Source organism: Floridaenema aerugineum BLCC-F46 (genome assembly GCF_041929345.1).
GTDB lineage: Bacteria > Cyanobacteriota > Cyanobacteriia > Cyanobacteriales > Aerosakkonemataceae > Floridanema > Floridanema aerugineum.
Window position 1 is genome coordinate 1 of sequence record NZ_JBHFNQ010000055.1, and the last position, 18235, is coordinate 18235.

22 protein-coding genes are annotated in these 18235 nt (G+C 41.8%); 10 read left to right on the plus strand and 12 right to left on the minus strand.

Translation table 11 applies throughout. The features are described 5' to 3' along the window. Positions 1 to 191 precede the first annotated feature (191 nt). Both ACE1CC_RS06860 and ACE1CC_RS06865 read left to right on the plus strand, forming a co-directional pair. Positions 192 to 416 (plus strand): hypothetical protein, encoded by a 225-nt coding sequence (locus ACE1CC_RS06860; protein ID WP_413269723.1) that lies wholly within the window; start codon positions 192 to 194, stop codon positions 414 to 416. 102 nt (positions 417 to 518) lie between these two features. After that, positions 519 to 2981, plus strand: coding sequence for a GUN4 domain-containing protein (locus ACE1CC_RS06865; protein ID WP_413269724.1), 2463 nt, complete (start codon positions 519 to 521; stop codon positions 2979 to 2981). 439 nt (positions 2982 to 3420) lie between these two features. Here the strand turns inward: ACE1CC_RS06865 and ACE1CC_RS06870 are convergent, their stop codons facing one another. Next, positions 3421 to 3597, minus strand: a complete 177-nt coding sequence (locus tag ACE1CC_RS06870) for a hypothetical protein (RefSeq protein WP_413269725.1) — start codon at positions 3595 to 3597, stop codon at positions 3421 to 3423. Between the two features lie 2 nt (positions 3598 to 3599). Next, positions 3600 to 3944, minus strand: a complete 345-nt coding sequence (locus ACE1CC_RS06875; protein ID WP_413269726.1) for a hypothetical protein — start codon at positions 3942 to 3944, stop codon at positions 3600 to 3602. Positions 3945 to 4018: 74 nt separating this feature from the next. Between ACE1CC_RS06875 and ACE1CC_RS06880 the strand changes: the two genes are divergently transcribed. Continuing rightward, entirely contained in the window at positions 4019 to 4234 is a 216-nt protein-coding gene (locus ACE1CC_RS06880; protein WP_413269727.1) for a type II toxin-antitoxin system HicB family antitoxin, read from the plus strand. 60 nt (positions 4235 to 4294) lie between these two features. Here ACE1CC_RS06880 and nth read toward each other — a convergent pair whose 3' ends face one another. Next, positions 4295 to 4960, minus strand: a complete 666-nt coding sequence (gene nth, locus ACE1CC_RS06885; protein ID WP_413269728.1) for an endonuclease III — start codon at positions 4958 to 4960, stop codon at positions 4295 to 4297. After that, positions 4957 to 6048, minus strand: a complete 1092-nt coding sequence (gene rseP / locus ACE1CC_RS06890; protein ID WP_413269729.1) for an RIP metalloprotease RseP — start codon at positions 6046 to 6048, stop codon at positions 4957 to 4959. Before rseP ends, nth begins: the two co-directional genes overlap by 4 nt. A 215-nt stretch (positions 6049 to 6263) precedes the next feature. Here rseP and ACE1CC_RS06895 point away from each other — a divergent pair, with 215 nt between their 5' ends. Further along, a complete protein-coding gene (locus ACE1CC_RS06895; protein WP_413269730.1) occupies positions 6264 to 7538 on the plus strand; it encodes an RNA-guided endonuclease InsQ/TnpB family protein in 1275 nt (424 codons plus the stop codon). Positions 7539 to 7562: 24 nt separating this feature from the next. Here the strand turns inward: ACE1CC_RS06895 and serS are convergent, their stop codons facing one another. Both serS and ACE1CC_RS06905 read right to left on the minus strand, forming a co-directional pair. Beyond that, the gene (gene serS, locus ACE1CC_RS06900) at positions 7563 to 8858 is read right to left on the minus strand and encodes a serine--tRNA ligase (protein WP_413269731.1); all 1296 of its coding nucleotides are present in this window, start codon (positions 8856 to 8858) and stop codon (positions 7563 to 7565) included. A gap of 247 nt (positions 8859 to 9105) precedes the next feature. Continuing rightward, positions 9106 to 9687, minus strand: coding sequence for a DUF3611 family protein (locus tag ACE1CC_RS06905; RefSeq protein ID WP_413269732.1), 582 nt, complete (start codon positions 9685 to 9687; stop codon positions 9106 to 9108). A 156-nt stretch (positions 9688 to 9843) separates the two neighbouring features. Between ACE1CC_RS06905 and ACE1CC_RS06910 the strand changes: the two genes are divergently transcribed. The 4 genes from ACE1CC_RS06910 (at position 9844) to ACE1CC_RS06925 (ending at position 11847) form a co-directional block, all read left to right on the plus strand. Beyond that, the gene (locus tag ACE1CC_RS06910) at positions 9844 to 10134 is read left to right on the plus strand and encodes a hypothetical protein (protein WP_413269733.1); all 291 of its coding nucleotides are present in this window, start codon (positions 9844 to 9846) and stop codon (positions 10132 to 10134) included. 378 nt (positions 10135 to 10512) lie between these two features. Then, a complete protein-coding gene (locus ACE1CC_RS06915) occupies positions 10513 to 10917 on the plus strand; it encodes a PadR family transcriptional regulator (protein ID WP_413269734.1) in 405 nt (134 codons plus the stop codon). Between the two features lie 43 nt (positions 10918 to 10960). Continuing rightward, positions 10961 to 11497, plus strand: a complete 537-nt coding sequence (locus ACE1CC_RS06920; protein WP_413261517.1) for a cofactor assembly of complex C subunit B — start codon at positions 10961 to 10963, stop codon at positions 11495 to 11497. A gap of 188 nt (positions 11498 to 11685) precedes the next feature. Then, complete coding sequence (locus tag ACE1CC_RS06925) at positions 11686 to 11847, plus strand: hypothetical protein (protein WP_413269735.1); 162 nt, start codon at positions 11686 to 11688, stop codon at positions 11845 to 11847. Positions 11848 to 12078: 231 nt separating this feature from the next. Here the strand turns inward: ACE1CC_RS06925 and ACE1CC_RS06930 are convergent, their stop codons facing one another. Next, complete coding sequence (locus ACE1CC_RS06930) at positions 12079 to 12396, minus strand: DUF3155 domain-containing protein (protein ID WP_413261516.1); 318 nt, start codon at positions 12394 to 12396, stop codon at positions 12079 to 12081. Positions 12397 to 12833: 437 nt separating this feature from the next. On the opposite strand from ACE1CC_RS06930, the gene ACE1CC_RS06935 reads away from it, so the two are divergent. Next, positions 12834 to 14186, plus strand: a complete 1353-nt coding sequence (locus tag ACE1CC_RS06935) for an ATP-binding protein (RefSeq protein ID WP_413269736.1) — start codon at positions 12834 to 12836, stop codon at positions 14184 to 14186. Between the two features lie 212 nt (positions 14187 to 14398). Here the strand turns inward: ACE1CC_RS06935 and ACE1CC_RS06940 are convergent, their stop codons facing one another. The 5 genes from ACE1CC_RS06940 to ACE1CC_RS06960 all read right to left on the minus strand — a co-directional run bounded on the left by ACE1CC_RS06940 (position 14399) and on the right by ACE1CC_RS06960 (position 17281). Continuing rightward, positions 14399 to 15091 (minus strand): hypothetical protein, encoded by a 693-nt coding sequence (locus ACE1CC_RS06940; protein WP_413269737.1) that lies wholly within the window; start codon positions 15089 to 15091, stop codon positions 14399 to 14401. Between the two features lie 53 nt (positions 15092 to 15144). Beyond that, the gene (locus ACE1CC_RS06945) at positions 15145 to 15711 is read right to left on the minus strand and encodes a cyclic nucleotide-binding domain-containing protein (protein WP_413269738.1); all 567 of its coding nucleotides are present in this window, start codon (positions 15709 to 15711) and stop codon (positions 15145 to 15147) included. A 146-nt stretch (positions 15712 to 15857) separates the two neighbouring features. After that, entirely contained in the window at positions 15858 to 16034 is a 177-nt protein-coding gene (locus ACE1CC_RS06950; RefSeq protein ID WP_413269739.1) for a hypothetical protein, read from the minus strand. Beyond that, the gene (locus tag ACE1CC_RS06955) at positions 16035 to 16796 is read right to left on the minus strand and encodes a hypothetical protein (protein WP_413269740.1); all 762 of its coding nucleotides are present in this window, start codon (positions 16794 to 16796) and stop codon (positions 16035 to 16037) included. A 230-nt stretch (positions 16797 to 17026) separates the two neighbouring features. Next, on the minus strand, positions 17027 to 17281 hold the full coding sequence (locus tag ACE1CC_RS06960; RefSeq protein ID WP_413261511.1) for an NACHT domain-containing protein: 255 nt from the start codon (positions 17279 to 17281) through the stop codon (positions 17027 to 17029). A 141-nt stretch (positions 17282 to 17422) separates the two neighbouring features. Between ACE1CC_RS06960 and ACE1CC_RS06965 the strand changes: the two genes are divergently transcribed. Then, positions 17423 to 17824 (plus strand): response regulator, encoded by a 402-nt coding sequence (locus ACE1CC_RS06965; protein ID WP_413269741.1) that lies wholly within the window; start codon positions 17423 to 17425, stop codon positions 17822 to 17824. The last annotated feature ends 411 nt before the right edge of the window (positions 17825 to 18235 follow it).

The window sequence follows — 18235 nt, forward strand, 5'->3', positions numbered from 1 at the left end:
CACCACTAAATAAACTTATAGAATATGTGCAGAACCAAGAGAATCCAGAATAAATCGTTGCTACGCATTTTTATGTTGGTTTCGCTAACCCTACCTAAACTTCGTTATAGGTAGGGACTGCGCTCAACATTTTTGTTCAAACAGTTAAACCACGCTATAACATTCGTATCAGGCAAGAGGAATAAAGCATAATGGAAACTGCAACCGAACACCTATCACCAGTTGCTGCAAATGCTTTTCTTGATGCGCTTCCCAATAAAATTAAGCAGGCGTTGATTGCATACTCAGCAGAAATTGAATATCCGGTAGAAGCGGTGTTAGAAATGGCGATCGCTGGTTTTCTCGATCCAGATTCAGTTAGTTTTGTAGATTGTAAACCGCTATCTGGGATGGATATTGAGAGGAAAGCGAGTTAAGGGATAAAAAACCCTTGCGTCATAGCGTTCAGCGACAGATTTAGCGCTCAAGCGCAACAACGTACTTGTTAATATAAAGACAGTACGCTGCATTTAACTTTTATGTCCCAGGAATCCAATCCCGCACCGCAGCCCCCCGACTCAACTTCCAAGTCTCCCCAGACAGAAAAACAAACACCAGAACCAGCGCCTAAGTCACCGTCGGAGGAAAAACCGGAACGCCAGTTTGTTCAAAAAAGTGTCCAAGCATTTATTCAGTGGAGTCCCCTTGGCGGTAGTGGTTGGTTATTTGTCCATTTCTTATTAGAGCAAGATTGGATGCTGGCAATTTTCATGTTTCCGGTAACAGTTGTCACCGCTATTTGGGCAGCTTATACGGAAAGTTTCATTGCCAGAATGCGGGAAATTTATACTGACCGAGGTAAGCAAGATGCAGATTCCTTGGTTAAATTTATGGAAAGCTTGGATAGAGGATTGCGTTGGCAACTATCCGGGTTTGAAGATAAATATCTCCGATGTCAGGCAAATGCCTGTCGTGACTATATCACCGAAGGCTTTAACCAAAATTTTACTCCCACGCTGGAGGAAGTTTTTGTCCCTCTGGAATTGGGCGATGTCCATACAATGTCTTTATCGCCCAGTTTGCGGCAAAAAGATGCTGAAGATATCGCCGCGATGCAGGCGCAACGGGATGGGCTGAAAATTTGGGATTTTCTCGCACGGATGCGGAAAACTCCGGCTTATCGGCGGATGGTCATCTTAGCTTGGGGTGGCTACGGTAAAAGTACTTTACTGCGCCATCTGACTTATACTTATTGTGAAAAGCCAAAACGCGCTCGTCTGCGCTATCAAGTACCTCGATTAATTCCGTTTTTGCTATATCTGCGGAAATGGCGAGATTTATTAGGGCAAGAAAACGCGCCTAATTTAGCAGAATTGATTACCCAACATCATATTCCCCAACTGCCGGAAGGAAAACGCCTCACCTTACCTGCTAACTGGGTAGAAAATTTATTGCGGCGAGGGGATGCCTTGGTGATGTTGGATGGTTTTGATGAAGTGGCAGAAGGACAGCGACAGCAGATAAGCGAGTGGATAAGTCGCCAGATGGAAGATTATCCCAAATCGGTCTTTTTCCTCACTTCCCGTCCCGGTGGTTACAAGGATTACTCGGCAGCTACTAAACCGCAAACTTCGCTGTTCGTGAAACCTTTTAATTCAGACCAACGACAACGGTTTATCGAACAGTGGTATTTCTATCGAGAACTGTATGCTAGAGCAGGGCGCAATACTCCCGAAGTGAAGGAGGAAGCAATTCGGAAAGGAACGGATTTGATGCAGCAGATAGAACAGCGCAGCGAGTTGAAAGATATGGCGCAAAATCCTCTGCTGTTGAACATGATTGCTACTTTTCACTATTCTTATCCGGGGAACGAACTACCTCGCAAACGCACGGAACTTTATAAGGCAATTTGTCAGCTACAACTGGGAGATAGACCTTTAGCAAGGCAGATTAATTTACTATTACCTGCGAAGGAAAGTCAGGAAGTTTTGCAAAGCGTTGCTTTAGAAATGGTGCACCAAAATCGTCCCATTCTTCCCCAAAATGAGTTAATGGTTTTGATTGAAACTCATCTAAAGTCGCTGGATGATGATGTTCAACCAGCAGCTTTCTTGGAAGAAGTAGTGAAAGTTAGCGAGTTGTTGGTGGAAAGGGAACCGGAAGAGTACGAATTTGCCCATTTGAGTTTTCAAAATTACTTAGCTGCGGTGCAAATCAAAAAGCTAGGGCAAGAAAGTTTATTGTTTCAGCATTTTGGGGATTCTTGGTGGCGGGAAACAATTCTTCTCTATGCTGCTCAAGTTAATCCTACTAATTTGATTCGAGAAGCTTGTAATAATGGCTCTCGCGAAGCTGTTTCTCTGGCCTATGATTGTTGGCGGGAAACTACTAGAAAAGTAGACTCGAATCTGACAGCAGAATTGCAATCCCTAGCAGAACAATTGCAACTACTCCGCTATCGGGATTTAGAACGGTATCTGCAAAATGGAGAGTGGGAAAAGGCAGATCAAGAAACTTATCGGTTGATGATTTTGACTGTAGGAAAGGAAGAAGGACAGTGGTTTAGTGAAGAAGAATTGCTGAATTTTCCTTGTGAGGAGTTGCGAAAGATTGACGGATTATGGGTAGAATACAGCAATGGACGTTTTGGTTTTAGCGTCCAGAAGAAGATTTATCTGGAATGCGGTGGTATTCCAGATGGGAAGTATTATGAAGAAGCTTGGGAAAGGTTTTGCGATCGCGTAGGATGGGCGAAGAGAAAGGGGAAATATATTCTTTCCTCTGGTTTTATTTTTAATACCTCTGCACCAAAAGGCCACCTCCCGGGTTCGGGTTCCGGTGGTGTGTACCTTACCTTTTTTCGGGATGGCGAGGAGGAGGTTTGGGAGGTGAAGGCGGGAAGGAGCGCTAAGGTGGAGCGCAGTTCGAGTTCGGAGTTCGGTTTACGTCGTGCGTTCTTCTCTTCTTCTCTCGCGTCGAGACTTGTAAAATGTAACATATAAGGGTTTTCGCAGATTGTAAAGAATTGTTTTGCACCTTCTTTGCTACGAAAACTCGTCATTCCAGCGATTCGATACCTGGTACTGGCGGGAGAAACAGTACAGAGGTATGTTGTTGCGCTTCAGCGCCAGATTTAGCGCTAAAGCGCAACAACGTACCTTTTTTTAAACGCAGATGAACGCAGATGTAGATGTAGATTGTGAGATGCAGAAATCAATTTGGATATATCTTTTGTTAGGTAGCATCGATTATGTAAAATCTTTGGATAAAATATCTGTATTCCCCATCTTAAGACTGCATTTACATCTGTGTTTATCTGTGTTTATCTGTGGATATCTGTGGTTAAAATTTTATCTATTTAGCAGACAAGCCCGCCAGGGGGTTTAACCCCTGGCTAATAGCGAAAGTCCTCTGAAGAGGACTGGGTAAATACACTCTCTTTTAATTTCCACCATTCACCCCAGTTTGCTGTTTTGCTGCTTGTTTCTCTTCAGACCGATTTTCCCACTTTTCGGCTATTTCCGTTGCTGTTTCATACATAACTTTGGCTTTTTCGTAAGCATCTTTAGCAACTTCAAGCAGTTCATCCATTTTGCGATTGTCTGGTAATTCTTTCATAATTAATTCTGTAAACGCTCCACAATTCTTCTGACACCTATTTTAGCTTCTATTACCTGTCCCAGTAGTGTTCCCAACTCTTCGCCTGCTTCCTCTATTTCCAAATCAGTTACATCTGAATCTGAAATTTTTTCAACAATGGTTGGCAAGCGTCTTGTTCTGCACATCTCCACGAAAAATAGAATACTACTGAAATAGGCAAAAAACTGAGTCAGTGCGACATTTTCTGGAAACTGTGACAAAATAGGTCTAACTAGGCTTATTCCCTCCGTCGCTTCTTGCTCGGTTTCATTTATTTCTTGGTTTATTCGGTCAATTATATTCCTGATTTCTGACGGAATAGACATTTGACAAAATCATTGCTATTTTAAGCAGAGCATAGCATTAAAAACAAGGCAATTTAAAATAGAAAGAAAAACTAATGAAAGAATATGTGGTAATTTTTGAATGGGCTGGCAGTAACTATTCAGTTTATGTTCCTGATTTACCTGGTTGTATTTCTACAGGTAAGACACTTGAAGAAACAGAAAACAATATTAAAGAAGCTATTCAGCTTTATATTGACACTTTTCGAGAGGATGGTCGAGCTATTCCCGAACCATCCTTTAAAGCAAAAGCAATTTCTGTTGCAGCTTGATTAGAATTCTTAGCAAATATTGCATTAGTAGACAAGTCCGCTTAGATGACTTTAAGACCCCTACTCTATACTGCCTAAATTAGCGGAAGGACAGAGGTCAGCTAGGGCGCAGGCGTGACAGGCAGGTTTCCTAGCGGTACAAATAGCGCGACCGTGATAGATTAAGCGAATAGACCAGTTTTCCCAATCAGGTTGGGGTAAAAGGGTTATTAAATCGCGTTCGATACGAATGGGGTCTTGATGTTCGGTTAAACCTAATCTATTACTCAGGCGTTTAACATGGGTATCGACTGTTACGCCGTGATAAATGCCGTAAGCGTGGGCTGAGACTACGTTAGCGGTTTTTCTGGCTACTCCGGGTAATTCCAGCAATTGTTCCATGCGTTTTGGCACTTTTCCCCGAAATTTTTCGACTATTAGGCGACAAGCGCCTTGGATATTTTTGGCTTTGTTGCGGTAGAAGCCTGTGGAACGTACTAGCGATTCTAACTCGGTGAGGTCGGCGTTGGCGATCGCTTCTGCATCAGGAAAACGGCGAAACAATTCCGGTGTTACCTGATTCACTCGCTCATCAGTACATTGCGCCGAGAGAATCGTTGCCACCAGCAATTGTACAGGAGTTTCATAATTGAGAGTGCAAGTAGCGTCGGGATAAAGTCGCTTTAAACGAATCAAAATCTCCAACGCTCTTTGCTGCTTTGTAGCTAATTTACGGGTAATGCTCACTGAAGTAACTTTTGTACCCACTCAAGTTGGGTTGTATCTCGGACAATCAAAAAGATTCCTAGTCCTAAGAGTAACATTAGTCCAGTTTGCATGACACCATCTTGAATGTGAGTTGGTAAAGGTTTACCACGCAACCCTTCAATTAGCAAAAAAGCCAACTGTCCACCGTCTAAAGCTGGTAAAGGCAAAATATTAATGATTGCCAAGTTAATACTAACTAAAGCGGCAAACAAAAATAGCCTACTAAGATCAGATTCCGCCAACTTTGCACCAGCTTCAACAATTTTCACAGGGCCAGCTACTTGAGAAGCTGTTTCTTTAAAGTTGGTAATTAGCTGATAAAAACCTTTCACCGTTCCCACAAAGATTTGTTGGAATTGATCGGCAGCAAGGCTAAAGATTTCCAGGATATTATTAGGACGACGATAAATCGGAGTGCCATTGGGAACTAATTGAACGCCAATTCGCCCGTTACCATCTGCTCCCGCTTCTGGTGTTACCTTAATAGAGCCTGTGTTCCCATTCCTTTCTACAGTGATTGTAATGGGTTTGTTGGCAGAGTTTTGAATTTCTGTTTTCAGTAATTCAGGGGCTTCTTTAACAGCACCGAGTTGTTTACCGTTAACTGAAAGAATCACATCTCCCGCTTTAATTCCGGCAAGTGCAGCAGGAGAGTTTTCAGAGATAATTTGAGGAACAAGTACTCCTGGTTGATAGTTAATTCCTTTAGGAACACCAACAATTCCGAATTGAATTACTAACACTAAATAAGCAAAGATTAGGTTAGCAATTACTCCGGCACTGATGACGATTGCACGGTCTAAAATGGGACGATTGCGGAGTAAATTTGGATCGTCAAGGGGATATTTACAATCTGGATCATCGTCAGGAAAACCAACAAATCCTCCCAAGGGAAAAGCACGGACGGCGTACTCGGTTTCTGGCCCTTGGTATTTCCACAGTATTGGGCCAAAACCCAAGGAAAAACGGTTGGCGTGAATGCCTTGAAGACGAGCAGCCATGAAATGACCTAACTCGTGTACCACAATTAGGATAGCTAAGACTGCGATCGCTGCCAAAACGGACATAGATAATTTATGCTGCTACATCTACACATTTCTTCATTTTACCTAAAATGTCGGATGAATGTCCCCGTTACATTGTGAGGTTAACGAGGGCATTCATCCGATCGACAAATTAAAGCCTAGCAACGATTTAATTCTAACTTTCGTAGGTAAGATATGATAAACTAAAACCAACCCCAGATCGTTGGCCTAGCCTGCACTTGTGCGTAGGGAAACTTATGTTAGTTGTAGAAGCCAAGTTAAAAAACGGCAGTTCAGAACAATATCAAAGGCTAAATGAAGCCATCAAAACAGCGCAATTTGTCAGAAACAAATGCGTTAGATATTGGATGGATAACAAAGGGACTACAAGGAATGACCTACAGAAACTTTGTGCCGTTTTAGCAAAAGATTCTACAACACCTTGGGTAAACAAATTAAATTCCCAAGCCAGACAATCAAGTGCCGATCGAGCTTGGGCTGCGATCGCTCGATTTTATCTTAAATGTCACGATTCATCAATTAAAAAGAAGGGATTTCCTAAATTCAAAAAGTACAGTCGGTCAGTGGAATACAAAATCACTGGCTATAAACTTTCTGACGATCGGAAACAAATCACTTTTACTGATGGATTCAAAGCAGGAACTTTTGACCTGTGGTGTAGTCAGAAAGCCTTAGTCTACTACTCTTCTCAACAAATCAGGCGATTAAGAGTAGTCAGACGTGCTGACGGTTATTACTGTCAATTTTTAATTGACTACGAACGGCAAGAGAAGCACGAATTCACTGGTTCTGTAGTGGGAATAGATTTAGGACTAAAAGAGTTCTATACTGATTCCAACGGAAACACAGTAGAAAATCCCCACTTCCTCAAGAAAACCGCAAGGCGTTTAAGAAAAGCTCAAAGAAAGCTATCTAAGCGCTTTAAGAAAGGTCAAAAGCAGTCAAATAACTATCATAAACAACGGCAAAAAGTAGCTAAATTACACCTGAAAGTATCCCGACAACGTAAAGACAGAGCAATTAAAGATGCTTTGGCGTTAGTCCAATCTCACGATTTGGTAGTCTACGAAGCTTTGCAGGTGTCAAATTTGGTGAAAAATCACAAGTTAGCGAAAAGTATTAGCGATGCTTCTTGGTATCAATTCACCCAATGGGTGAATTATTTCGCCAAGATACATAAGATAACTTGCATTGCTGTACCACCGCAATTCACGACTATTGACTGTTCTGTTTGTGGAGCGAAAGTTCACAAGACATTGAGTACAAGAACTCACATTTGTCCTGACTGTAAAACAGTTTTAGATCGTGACTTTAACGCAGCAATTAATATTTTGAAAAAAGGGTTGAAATATTTGGGAGAGTATCTCAACGGTACTGTAGGGCATACAGGAACCGACCCAAACGACTGGGGAGAGTCCGACCTCTGGATTTTTAACAGAGATGTTGAAGATTTAAGTCGTCTCGTTGAACCAGTAATCTCAAGAAGTGATTCTGGGAGAATCCCCCGTTAAGCATTGCTGTGACGGGGGAGTATGTCAAGTTGCGGTTTCGTAGAGCACATCTCGCCCTAGATAAGGTTGTAACACTTCAGGTATTTTTACTGTGCCATCTGGTTGTTGGTAATTCTCCAACACTGCTGCCATTGTCCTACCAACCGCTAACCCAGAACCGTTCAGGGTGTGGACAAACTGAGTCCCTTTTTTCCCTGCTTCCTTAAAGCGAATGCTACCCCGTCGGGCTTGAAAATCTCTAAAGTTGGAACAGCTGGAAATTTCCCGGTATTTCTCCGCAGAAGGTAGCCACACTTCTAAGTCGTAGCACCTCGCCGCCCCGAAACCCAAGTCTCCGGTACATAGTTCGATTACTCGATAAGGTAGCTTCAGGGCTTGTAGAATTGCCTCTGCGTCGCGCACGAGTGCTTGATGTTCTGCTTCGGAGTTGTCGGGATGGACGAATTTAACTAATTCGACTTTGTTGAATTGATGCAGGCGAATTAATCCTTTGGTATCTCTGCCGTAAGCGCCAGCTTCCCGGCGGAAACAGGGGGTGTAGGCGCAGTGACGAATGGGTAATTGAGATGCTTCGAGTATTTCTTCGCGGTAAAGGTTGGTGACGGGTACTTCTGCTGTAGGGATTAGCCAAAGGTCGTCATCTTGACATTTAAAACTTTCGTCGGCAAATTTGGGCAGTTGACTTGTTGCGGTGAGAGATGCGCTGTTAACTAATAATGGGGGAAGGACTTCGATGTAACCTGCTGCGGTTTGTTTGTCGAGCATGAAGCTGATTAATGCTCTTTCTAAGGCTGCACCTGCGCCTTTGAGCATGATAAACCGACTTTGGGCGACTTTGACTGCGCGATCGCTATTCAAAATCCCTAACTTTTCCCCTATTTCCCAATGCGGTAACACCGAATGCTGAGGTTTGTATTCATCTCCCCAGCGGCGCACTTCTGGGTTATCGTCTTCGCTTTTACCGATCGGTGTAGCTTCGCTTGGTAAATTGGGAAGGGCTAACAGTAAGGTTTCTAATTGGGATTTAAGTTCTTTTTCTCTTGGTTCGAGTTCGCCAATTTCGGTTTTAACTTTGTTTCCCTCTTCCCGCAATTCTAAAATTTCTGCGCCTTTGGGGTCGCTACCTTGTTTAATTTTGGCAGGAATGAGTTTAGCAATTTCGTTGCTACGCGCTTGTAGTCGGCTGCGTTCTTGTTCTAATTGTCTTTGCTGTTGGTCTAATTCTAAAATTGGTTGAATGTCATATTGACCAGCACTACGCAGATTTAAGCGCTCTTGGACGTATTGTGGATTTTCCCGGATTTGCTTGAGGTCTAGCACAGGTTTCTACTCATTGGAGCCAATTAATTAGGATATCATTTGGGGACTGAGGATTGGGGATTGGGGACTGGGGACTGGGGATTAGGAAAGTTTAACTAGGATTAACATATTTACCAGATTTCTTGATTAGTCTTGACGATCTTTCAGTTGTCTTCCCTGCTTCCAGAATTGTTGTAATCGTTGTAATCTGAGACTAAGTGCTTAATCTACAAGGAATCCCAGTCCCTAGTCCCCAGTCCCCAAAGCGTTAGCGACTGATGCGATCGATCAACCAAAGTGCCACAATAATTCCGGCAAAATGTCCAGCAATGGTATTAATATTTGCTTGTACTGCCAAAATATCTAAAGAACTAATTAGGCGAGAAGGATCGGCGTAGATGGCTGTTTGGACTTGGGAAATTGACCTAGCAGCCAAAGAACCAACGATCGCCCAAGCACCGAGAATAGTTAATAACATTCCTACTAAATTAATGATTAACCCCATGCGGAGGATGGGGATAGTTTCTGCTTTCCGGGGTCGCATACTGGGATTAGATGATTGCAGTTGTCTACCAATGCGAACATAACGGAACCCCATGTAAACACCGATACCCAAACTCACAATTCCACAAATTGCCAAAAACACACCAAAACTCGTTCCTGGATTGCCACTGTTGGGATTATTGGTATTAGGAGAACGACTGAAAACAATAAACAATAGCAACACGACTATAGAAATTACACCTAGTACTAACTGAAGCCAGAAACTAGTCCAGCCTGCGATGCGGAAATTCCCGGCTATTTGGCGAATAGCCGCTGGAACTGATGAGGAATCTGATTTATTTGCCATACTGATCAACCTGTTAGCTAATTTAAGATAGAGAAAATAGCTGGTGTGAGAACTTTGCTTTAGATGCGATCGTCAGATTATTTTAGTATTCTCCGATCCGGCTTGAGTAAGTCAACCAAACAAAATGTCCATCAACAACAATTTCGCTCGCAGCTTATGCCATTCCAGTACCAAAGCAGTTTAGGTCGGCAGTTATTGGCTCGTGGTACTTTGGCTGTTACCTTGGTAGGTAGTTTGGCACTTTACCACCAAAGTGTCTTGACTGATAGGGTAACGTTAGGGCATAGATACTGGCGAGCCTCTGGTACTCATAATCCCATTGCCAGCAGAACTCTGTACTGTAGAAATAAAATTATCCTTAGCAGAACTGATGGTAGGGATAGAAAAGAACAGGGAGAAAAGATACGCCGTTGTTGGCTAAATTTATTTAGAAACAATAAAATTTAAGAGTTTGAAGTGCTTCTGTTACACCTAGCTTGTAATTGAGCGCTGAAAGTTCATGTTACTTTGTTTTTCTTGGTTCAAAAGATTCTCCTCCCGGCTTTTTGAATCTGCAATTAAACTCTCAATGGCAAGAAAAGCAAAATTATTTTATGAATCAGGTAAGCAGACCAAGTATTGACTGTCTAGAATTGATCGTAATATTCAGCAGTCTCCCATCAGAAAAAATACAATCCGATCGTCATTGATGCTGATATTGATGAGTCACATTAGTCCTGATTGAATTAAGACTAATTGGCTGTTCTGATGAAGAAGAGATCGGGTTGCTGTTGAGCGCTATGGGAATAAAGTAAGAAACAATGGAGTGTTAAGCGGGTTATGCAAATGAAATTTGACGACATTTACCAGTTTTTCGATAATCCTCCCCCGATATATCTCACCAAGGAGTTAGCGGTTTGTTATGTACTTTCTGTGTTAGCACGGGGAGAATCCTACGGAACAGAACTAATTCAGTTAATCGAGACGGAATATCCGGCTTATCGTCTTTCAGATACAGTACTCTACAGTGCTTTAAAGTTTCTGGAAGAGGAACAGGCGATTAGCGGTTACTGGAAAAAGGTGGAAGGGCGGGGTCGTCCCCGGAGGATGTACCGCATTAAACCGGACTGGCGAGAACAGGCGCAAAATTTAGCGGGGCTTTGGCATGATTATGCCAGCAAAAATCACCAGCCTGGTGAATATGTCAGTAACAATCGGGAAGCAGTGCGGGAGGTTTCAGAGAGGACGTAAATTTATGTAAAGTAAAAGATACTTCTCTGATTGTTTTTCCAGCATGAGTACGACGATTCTTTCTTCAACTTTGCTGCTTACGGTATTGTTAGCGATCGGGCTATTCTTCTTTATCAGGGCTTCTGTAAAGGATAGGACACAGGTAATTCAGTTGATGTCAACAGAGCCAACTGATTCGCTTTTAGCCCAATTGCAGCAGTATTTTACGCAGAGATCCTATAAGGTCGTCGCCATAGATGCCACTCAAAACCAAGTAACTTTTGCCGGATTCGTGCGTCCAAGTTGGTTTTTAGCTGTTTTCTTGACCTTTTTGGCGGCGATCGGAATTCTTTGCTTGGTTTTGGTGTTGTCGTTTCTGTTTCCCCAGATAGGTTTGCTGTTTTTGGGTTTGGAACTGTTGTCACCTATCGCAGGTATGTTCTACTGGCAAAAAGCTGGTCGTCAAGAGCAGGTTTCGCTGAAGTTGGAGAGTGCAGCGACAGAAAGTACCCAAGAAACACAGAATTTAATTACTGTGACTGGGCATCGAGATGAACTATCGGTTTTGCGAGAAACTTTGGGCTGGCAACAAGTTTCGTGAATGCCCTTTTAGACTCAGATAAGAGCACTCCTGAGCTCCTGCCTCCATTCTTCGTTCCATTTGTTGAACCGGGATTACCTCAGCGAAAGAGGAAATCTCAGAAGTGATTCTCTTAATCCCCGTGCGTTCACGCCAGGGAGGATGTCAATTTAACAGTGATATTAAATGAGCCCCAATCAAGCTAAGCTTTGATTGGGGTTGATTTAATATTTTATTTAGCTTATCTGTTGCCTAATTCTGGTTTATTAGTTATTCAAGCAGCTGAGTTGGCAACTATAGACAGTTTTGACTGTCCTATTGTGATGCCAGCTTCGCCCAAACAACTAAATGTATTGTCAAGAGAATCCTAACAAGTTTTCTTTTTTAAGATCGCCTTGGACATTTCTATCCTTTCGCCTATGGGTATGGGTAATAGGGCTACTAAATAAGGCAATTACAACCGCTATTGACCCTTTATAATTAACTCCATACCCAGGCTATGTATTTTCTACCACTCAGCTAATTCTGGCTTACTAAAGGGTGAATAGCATAATTTCAGAGGAAAATTTTGGCTATTCTACCAACTATTACCAAGTTATGACTCAGACTGACACTGTAGCCAGTTGGGGTTTTTCGTTAGGGTGTTCTAATTCCCTTAAGCTGGGGAACAGGAAATGGTTTTCTTCCACGTACTGCGCCCCAAATAAACCCTTTTCCGCCCAGAAGTACCGATCTGTAGTATGCTCGTTACGTTTCACTAGCAGTAGTGCGGGTGGTAAAATTCCTTCGGCTTGAATAAATTTTCGTGCCGCCGTTACAGGTTTTTCTTGCCCACTTTCAATGCTATATTGAGGCACGTGCTCAAGAATCCTCCGGCCTTCTTGGCGACGACGACTTTTGCGCTTCCGTCTCCTTGCCAAGCTATCTACCTCCTCTTTAAGGGAATAATTGTAATGATATTTACAAAACCGTCGCAAGTATATCGGCTTGAGTAAAAAAAATCAAGTTTTATTAACTCTTTGATACAAAAGTTTCAGCGAATACAGTGGATAATGGAAAGCTTTGATGAAGATGGGCCAAAAAGGTAGAATAATCAGGGGATTTGTGGTAAGGGGCTAGGGTAAGTGTGGGAGAAACAGTCTGTGGAGGGAAGTCTCCCGGTGAAAGGGTTGGAGATGATGGTGGGAAGGTCATAATAATGTTATGTGAAGTGAAAAAAGATGCGTTTGGGGTCTGATGATTGCCTAAACTGGATATACTAAGTCTCTTCACACCTGATGCCCCAGGGAAACTAGCTATGGTTAGTTAGGGCAATTAGCTCGGGGAAACTATTATTGATTTTATAGGCCGATCTGCTATGTTGATGCCTGCCAGTTCAGAATTCGTAACTCTTTGTCAAGCGCAGGTTGATTTGTTGACGCAATCGTTGGGTGCGGCTTTGAGTGTGGTGTATGTGACGGAAGATGTGGTGGAGAACCAGACTAAGTTAATTCCGATCGTGAGTTACCCGAAGGCTGGGGTAATTTGGGAGGAACAACGATCGCTAAGTCTGTTACCAACTGAATTACAAAGAATGAGTGCTCAACGGCGCTTACCTGCGGCTGTGGGTGAGGATGGGGTGATTTTGGATCAGTGGGCGAGGGATGAGGGTAAGGGTAATTTTCTAGCGCAACAAAGACAGGTTGTTTTCCCTCTGATACATGAAGAGGTGGTGATGGGTTTGTTGGTGACTAGCAGGGGCGATAGGGCGTGGAATGAGTCGGAGAGGAGTCAGATTGAGGAGATTGCATCTACGATCGCGATCGCTTGTATTTTAGACCAACGTTCGCAATGGTTGGAACACAGATTTAGCGAACAACAACGTTTGCAAGCTCAACAAAATGATTTGTTACATAATCTTTTACATCAGTTACGAAATCCTTTGACGGCGTTAAGGACTTTTGGGAAGTTGCTGGTGAAAAGATTGGGTTTGGATGAGAAAAATCGGGAGTTTGCGAATAATATTTTACGGGAGAGCGATCGAATTCAAGATTTGTTGCAACAGTTCGATCGGGTGATTGATTTAACTGATGATTTAAATGAGCCGCAACCGGATGGATTTTTGGATAATTTGTTGACGATTTCTCCGGTTGAGTCGAAGGTGGAAACAGAGAAGGCGAAGAATGTTAAACAACCTTTGCTGTTGTTACCGGAGTCGGGGTTGATGGAAATTCCGAGTTTGTCGGCTTGTTCTTTGGGGAAGGTTTTAGATTCGGTTTTGGCGGCGGCTTTTGCGATCGCACAGGAGCAAAATTTAACTTTTCAAGCGGAAATTACGGAAAATTTACCAACTATAAAATGTGATAGTAAGGCTTTAACGGAAGTGTTGAGTAATATTGTAGATAATGCTTTGAAATATACGCCTGCTGGGGGCAAAATTTTTCTAGAAATTAAGCGGAAAAAGACGGCTGATGGTAAGTTCTTGGGTGTGGCGGTGAGTGATAATGGTTTAGGTATTCCTCAGCAAGATTTAGAGCATTTGTTTGAAAGGGGTTTTCGGGGTGTGAAGGAAAAGACGGAGATTCCAGGGACTGGTTTGGGTTTGGCGATCGCACAGGAATTAATTCAACAAATGCAGGGAAAAATTGAAGTTTTTAGTCCAGCTAAACATCCTGAAATTAAGAAATTGGGAACTACTTTTATTGTCTGGTTGCCAGAGTTTAGCGAGTAACATAAGGTTTGTTGTGAACACTGAAGTGTTCTCAATACTGCTCGGTTAACGATTTTCCCCTTTGTAGGGGCGAAGCATTCGGGCATAAAATCTAGGGTTTGAGTCATAAATTGTTGCCCGAATGCTTCGCCCCTACTCAAAACCCGAGCGGTATTGGAAGTGTTCTTATCTTAGAGAACACTGAAGTGTTCACAACAGACAAAGTTAATGTATTATTTAAGAACTAAATCTGAGTTTAGGGTTAGGGTGAAGTCAGTGTTAGGAAATATGGTAATAATTGTGGCTTTTTCTTGATTGCGAAATGCGCCTATTAATTCAGCCGAAGAACCAAAACCAGAGTTTAATACTACTTCTTGAGAAGCAATAATTGGGTTCCCTGACATAGCGGCAAAAGCGGCTGCTGCTGCTGTACCTAAAGCGGAATTTTTCACTATTCTGTCAACTCTTTGATTTTTAGAAATTTCGGAAGTTCTCTCAATAATTCTGGAACTAGCGCTAATTTCAATTCTTTTCCCATCTGATAAAACTAACTGTTTGGCAACGAATTGAGCAGTTTTTTGGTCTTGAATTGTTACTAGTTCGCCAACTATTTGACTACCCGCAGGAATTAAGGAATTGACATTAAAAGAAGAGACATTTCTAGCTAAACTTAAGGTTAAAGGAATTGGCCCGGGTTCATGAGGGGAAACTAAAATTTTCTTAGCTACATCGTATCTTACAGGAAGTGTTGTTCCGGCTGGAATTCGGACAGCTATTTGTCTTTGTGGGGTTTCTTCTTGCTGTAAGTTAGTATTGTTTTGGGCAAAGTTAGGAGATGGTAAAACTAAAGATATTGTCGCAGCAACATTAATCGACAAGGCAATTAATAGAGCTTTTTTTGATGTAACAAAACTGCAATTATACATAAATTGCTCGCGATAGAATTGTTTTTAATGATTTTACTACTAATTTGATTTAGTTAATCATTGTTTTGGGGAATTATAGGTTTAAATTGGTTGGTTCTAAGCCGTCTAATTATCCAATCAAATCTAGCTCTAGCGAGGGTAATGTTTTCTAAAAGATGGGGATGCAGTTGTTCTAATTCTACTTCTTCGGCTTGAGCTTTACCGTAACCTAATTGACTGACTAAACCACGCATTCTCAGGGAAAGTAGAATGGCTAAGGCACGGTAAAAACGGGAAGCAAAGCTAATATCAAATTGTAGTTTTGCGGCTAATTCTCGACGGGGAATGGACAAAACTAAAGACTTTTCTGAAGAGGTAACTGTAGCGGATGGGGGACGATAATCTATGAAAGACATTTCTCCGACTACTTCGCCGCTGGTAAGTGTAGCAATTTCTTTACCACCAAGGGCGGAAATAGAAACTGTTAAAGTTCCTTCTAAGAGAATGTAGATGGCATCTACGGGTTTTCCTTCTTCAATGAGTGTGGTGTTGGCTGTAATTTCTTGCCATTTACTTGTTTGAATTATCCAGTCAACGTCGTCATCGCTGAGTTCTCCCAAAATTAAGAAAACTTTTTGCATAATTAAATTCCTGGTACAGTGCTAAAGGGATAGTTAAATAATTTCTTATGCACCCTAATTAAGTAATTCAAAATTGAAAATTCAAAATTCAAAATGAAGATATCTGAAGATAGCAACCCTTCTGGCAACACGGATAATGGGGTTTATCAGCACGATCGCCGATCGCATCTTGCTTGATTAGGATACAAGATTATTCCCAAAGGATGTTGTCTTGTATAAGTTTGCTGTTTTCTAGGTAAGGTGTCAATGAAAGTTAAATACAAAAAAACGATCGCTATTACAAATTGTAGAGCGATCGCTTTTTTTTGGAGAAACCTGTACATCTAGATGCCTCTGTTGTACCCCGGATTAGAATTTGGGTTATTGTAACCGGGGTTATTGTAACCGGGGTCGCTATAACCTGAACTATAACCAGGAGCTCGTCCAAAGGAATTAACAACTAAATCTGAGTTTAATCTAAGATCGAGGTCGCTGTCTGGATCGATGACTACAACTCTATTGGATCTGCGTCCGCCTAAAAGTAACCCACCTACGGTACCCACACCTGTACCTGCGAGAACTTCTAATGCGTCAATGCGGCGATCGCCTGTAACGCCAGCAATTAAAGCGCCAGCAGCAGAACCAACAGCTGCGCCTGCTAGGAGACTGGTAAGGTTTGTACCTTTGCGAACTTCTTCTGTTCTGGTAATTACGTCGGAGGAGGCGTTGATCGATCGGCGTTCTCCACCAGGTAAAATTAAATCTCTAGCTACAAATTGAGATCCACCACTTGCTGGTCGTAATTGTCCCACAACTTGACTTCTAGCAGGAATTAATATTTCACCGTCACGAGAAACCACATCGCGATCGACACTCAGTGTTAAATTAGTAGTTTCATTAGGAGAAACCACTATTTTTTCTGCTGAATCATATCTAACTTGAATCGCAGTTCCCGAAGGGATTCTGTAATTACCTCTTTGACTAATTGAATCACGAAATTGTGCTGATGCAGGAGAAGCTATTAAAATTGGTGCGGTTGCAGAAGCACTCATTCCCAAAGCAACAATTAGTGCAGTTGTTGATTTCCAGTTGCGAATTTTAAACATTTTTTAGCACCCTCCGGGGGTTTCTCTTGTTAAACTTTATGACGCTGATTTAAAGGGTTTGTTTCCGATATTTTTTAGATTGAGGCACAAGAGAGTTTATAGTTGCTTTTTTAGGATAACAAGGTTAGGAATGAGGTACATCAACCATTTGGGTTATAACTATTTACAGATTTTGTTTTGTTTGGATTCGGTATTTTTATTAGGAATGGTAAAGACGTGGGTTTGAGGGTTTAGTTCCTGTGATTTGGGAAATTTGATTTTAATTGATGAGTTAAGACAATTGCTATAAATTTGATTTCGGCAAACTCTCGTAAGGTGATAAAGATGGGTACTAAGTTGGTGAAATTTTCGCCATAGATACATTGGATAGCGAGATATTTTAAAAATGTGGTTTTACCGGAACCTGGTTTTCCCAAAACCATCAGTTTTGGATAACGTTCAACTGCTTTTAGACCAGGGACTCTTTCTTTAATAATTCTACTCATTTTCAGTATCTATTTCGCTAAACTTTTGTAAATTTTGCTGGCGAATTCATCTAAGCCAAACATTACGCAAACATTACGCAAACATCGGTTTGTAATGCTGGTGTAAACTGGATTTGAAACAATTCTATCGGGAAATTTGTTATGGCAACCGTTCTGCTCGTTGAAGATGATCCGATAAACGTTAAAGCTTTCTCTAAGACGCTCACTAAGCTAGGGGGTTTAATGGTACGCCACACGGAAAATGTGGAAGAGGTAATCCAAATTGCCCAGTCTGGGGAAGTAGATCTGATTATTATAGATCTGGCTCTGAAGAACAGCTGGTATGAAGGAAAATTTATTCATGGTTTGGCAATAACTCAAATGCTGAAAGCTGATTCGAGAACGGCTAATTTGCCCGTAATTTTGGTGACAGCTAATTGTGGTGCGACACACAGGGAAAACTTTTTGGAAATAAGCGGTGCAGATGGCTATATCCTTAAACCAGTGGTAGATTATCAAGACTTTGTGGATCGGATTCGATCGATGATACTAAACAGGGGATAAACTATTGATCCGATCGGCAATATCATGCTAACCGATGATACAACAATTGCGATCGCACTCTCTCCATTTCCCAATTTTCTGAGTTTACGCAGGCTTTAAAGGTGACAGCAAAGGAGTTTTTGGAGATGTGCGATCGACCAGTCGAATTTAATTATAATAATTTATTCAATGTAATTCGCGATTTTGTGAATAACAAACTTTAACCACAAATGACTGAATAAACAGTGAATTAAGATAAGTTTTTAGTAACTTATCCGCTACATTTGTTACAGGCTCTCCCGGATTTATGGTGATAACAAAATCTTATTTAATCGTAGGGTGTGTTAGGCACGGGCGATAAATTCAGCATTCCAATCCATCAATAAATTCCCGTGCCTAACGCACCGTTCCCTGGTTTGTAACATTTATGAA

What these genes read in the sequence shown, in the direction of transcription:
- ACE1CC_RS06870 (WP_413269725.1), bottom strand. Translation starts at nt 3,597, where the DNA reads ATGAAAGAATTACCAGACAATCGCAAAATGGATGAACTGCTTGAAGTT.
- ACE1CC_RS06955 (WP_413269740.1), bottom strand. Translation starts at nt 16,796, where the DNA reads ATGTTTAAAATTCGCAACTGGAAATCAACAACTGCACTAATTGTTGCT.
- ACE1CC_RS06910 (WP_413269733.1), top strand. Translation starts at nt 9,844, where the DNA reads ATGCCATTCCAGTACCAAAGCAGTTTAGGTCGGCAGTTATTGGCTCGT.
- rseP (WP_413269729.1), bottom strand. Translation starts at nt 6,048, where the DNA reads ATGTCCGTTTTGGCAGCGATCGCAGTCTTAGCTATCCTAATTGTGGTA.
- ACE1CC_RS06915 (WP_413269734.1), top strand. Translation starts at nt 10,513, where the DNA reads ATGAAATTTGACGACATTTACCAGTTTTTCGATAATCCTCCCCCGATA.
- ACE1CC_RS06865 (WP_413269724.1), top strand. Translation starts at nt 519, where the DNA reads ATGTCCCAGGAATCCAATCCCGCACCGCAGCCCCCCGACTCAACTTCC.
- ACE1CC_RS06920 (WP_413261517.1), top strand. Translation starts at nt 10,961, where the DNA reads ATGAGTACGACGATTCTTTCTTCAACTTTGCTGCTTACGGTATTGTTA.
- ACE1CC_RS06895 (WP_413269730.1), top strand. Translation starts at nt 6,264, where the DNA reads ATGTTAGTTGTAGAAGCCAAGTTAAAAAACGGCAGTTCAGAACAATAT.
- ACE1CC_RS06965 (WP_413269741.1), top strand. Translation starts at nt 17,423, where the DNA reads ATGGCAACCGTTCTGCTCGTTGAAGATGATCCGATAAACGTTAAAGCT.
- ACE1CC_RS06945 (WP_413269738.1), bottom strand. Translation starts at nt 15,711, where the DNA reads ATGCAAAAAGTTTTCTTAATTTTGGGAGAACTCAGCGATGACGACGTT.
- ACE1CC_RS06860 (WP_413269723.1), top strand. Translation starts at nt 192, where the DNA reads ATGGAAACTGCAACCGAACACCTATCACCAGTTGCTGCAAATGCTTTT.
- ACE1CC_RS06905 (WP_413269732.1), bottom strand. Translation starts at nt 9,687, where the DNA reads ATGGCAAATAAATCAGATTCCTCATCAGTTCCAGCGGCTATTCGCCAA.
- ACE1CC_RS06875 (WP_413269726.1), bottom strand. Translation starts at nt 3,944, where the DNA reads ATGTCTATTCCGTCAGAAATCAGGAATATAATTGACCGAATAAACCAA.
- ACE1CC_RS06940 (WP_413269737.1), bottom strand. Translation starts at nt 15,091, where the DNA reads ATGTATAATTGCAGTTTTGTTACATCAAAAAAAGCTCTATTAATTGCC.
- ACE1CC_RS06950 (WP_413269739.1), bottom strand. Translation starts at nt 16,034, where the DNA reads ATGTACAGGTTTCTCCAAAAAAAAGCGATCGCTCTACAATTTGTAATA.
- ACE1CC_RS06960 (WP_413261511.1), bottom strand. Translation starts at nt 17,281, where the DNA reads ATGAGTAGAATTATTAAAGAAAGAGTCCCTGGTCTAAAAGCAGTTGAA.
- ACE1CC_RS06935 (WP_413269736.1), top strand. Translation starts at nt 12,834, where the DNA reads ATGTTGATGCCTGCCAGTTCAGAATTCGTAACTCTTTGTCAAGCGCAG.
- ACE1CC_RS06880 (WP_413269727.1), top strand. Translation starts at nt 4,019, where the DNA reads ATGAAAGAATATGTGGTAATTTTTGAATGGGCTGGCAGTAACTATTCA.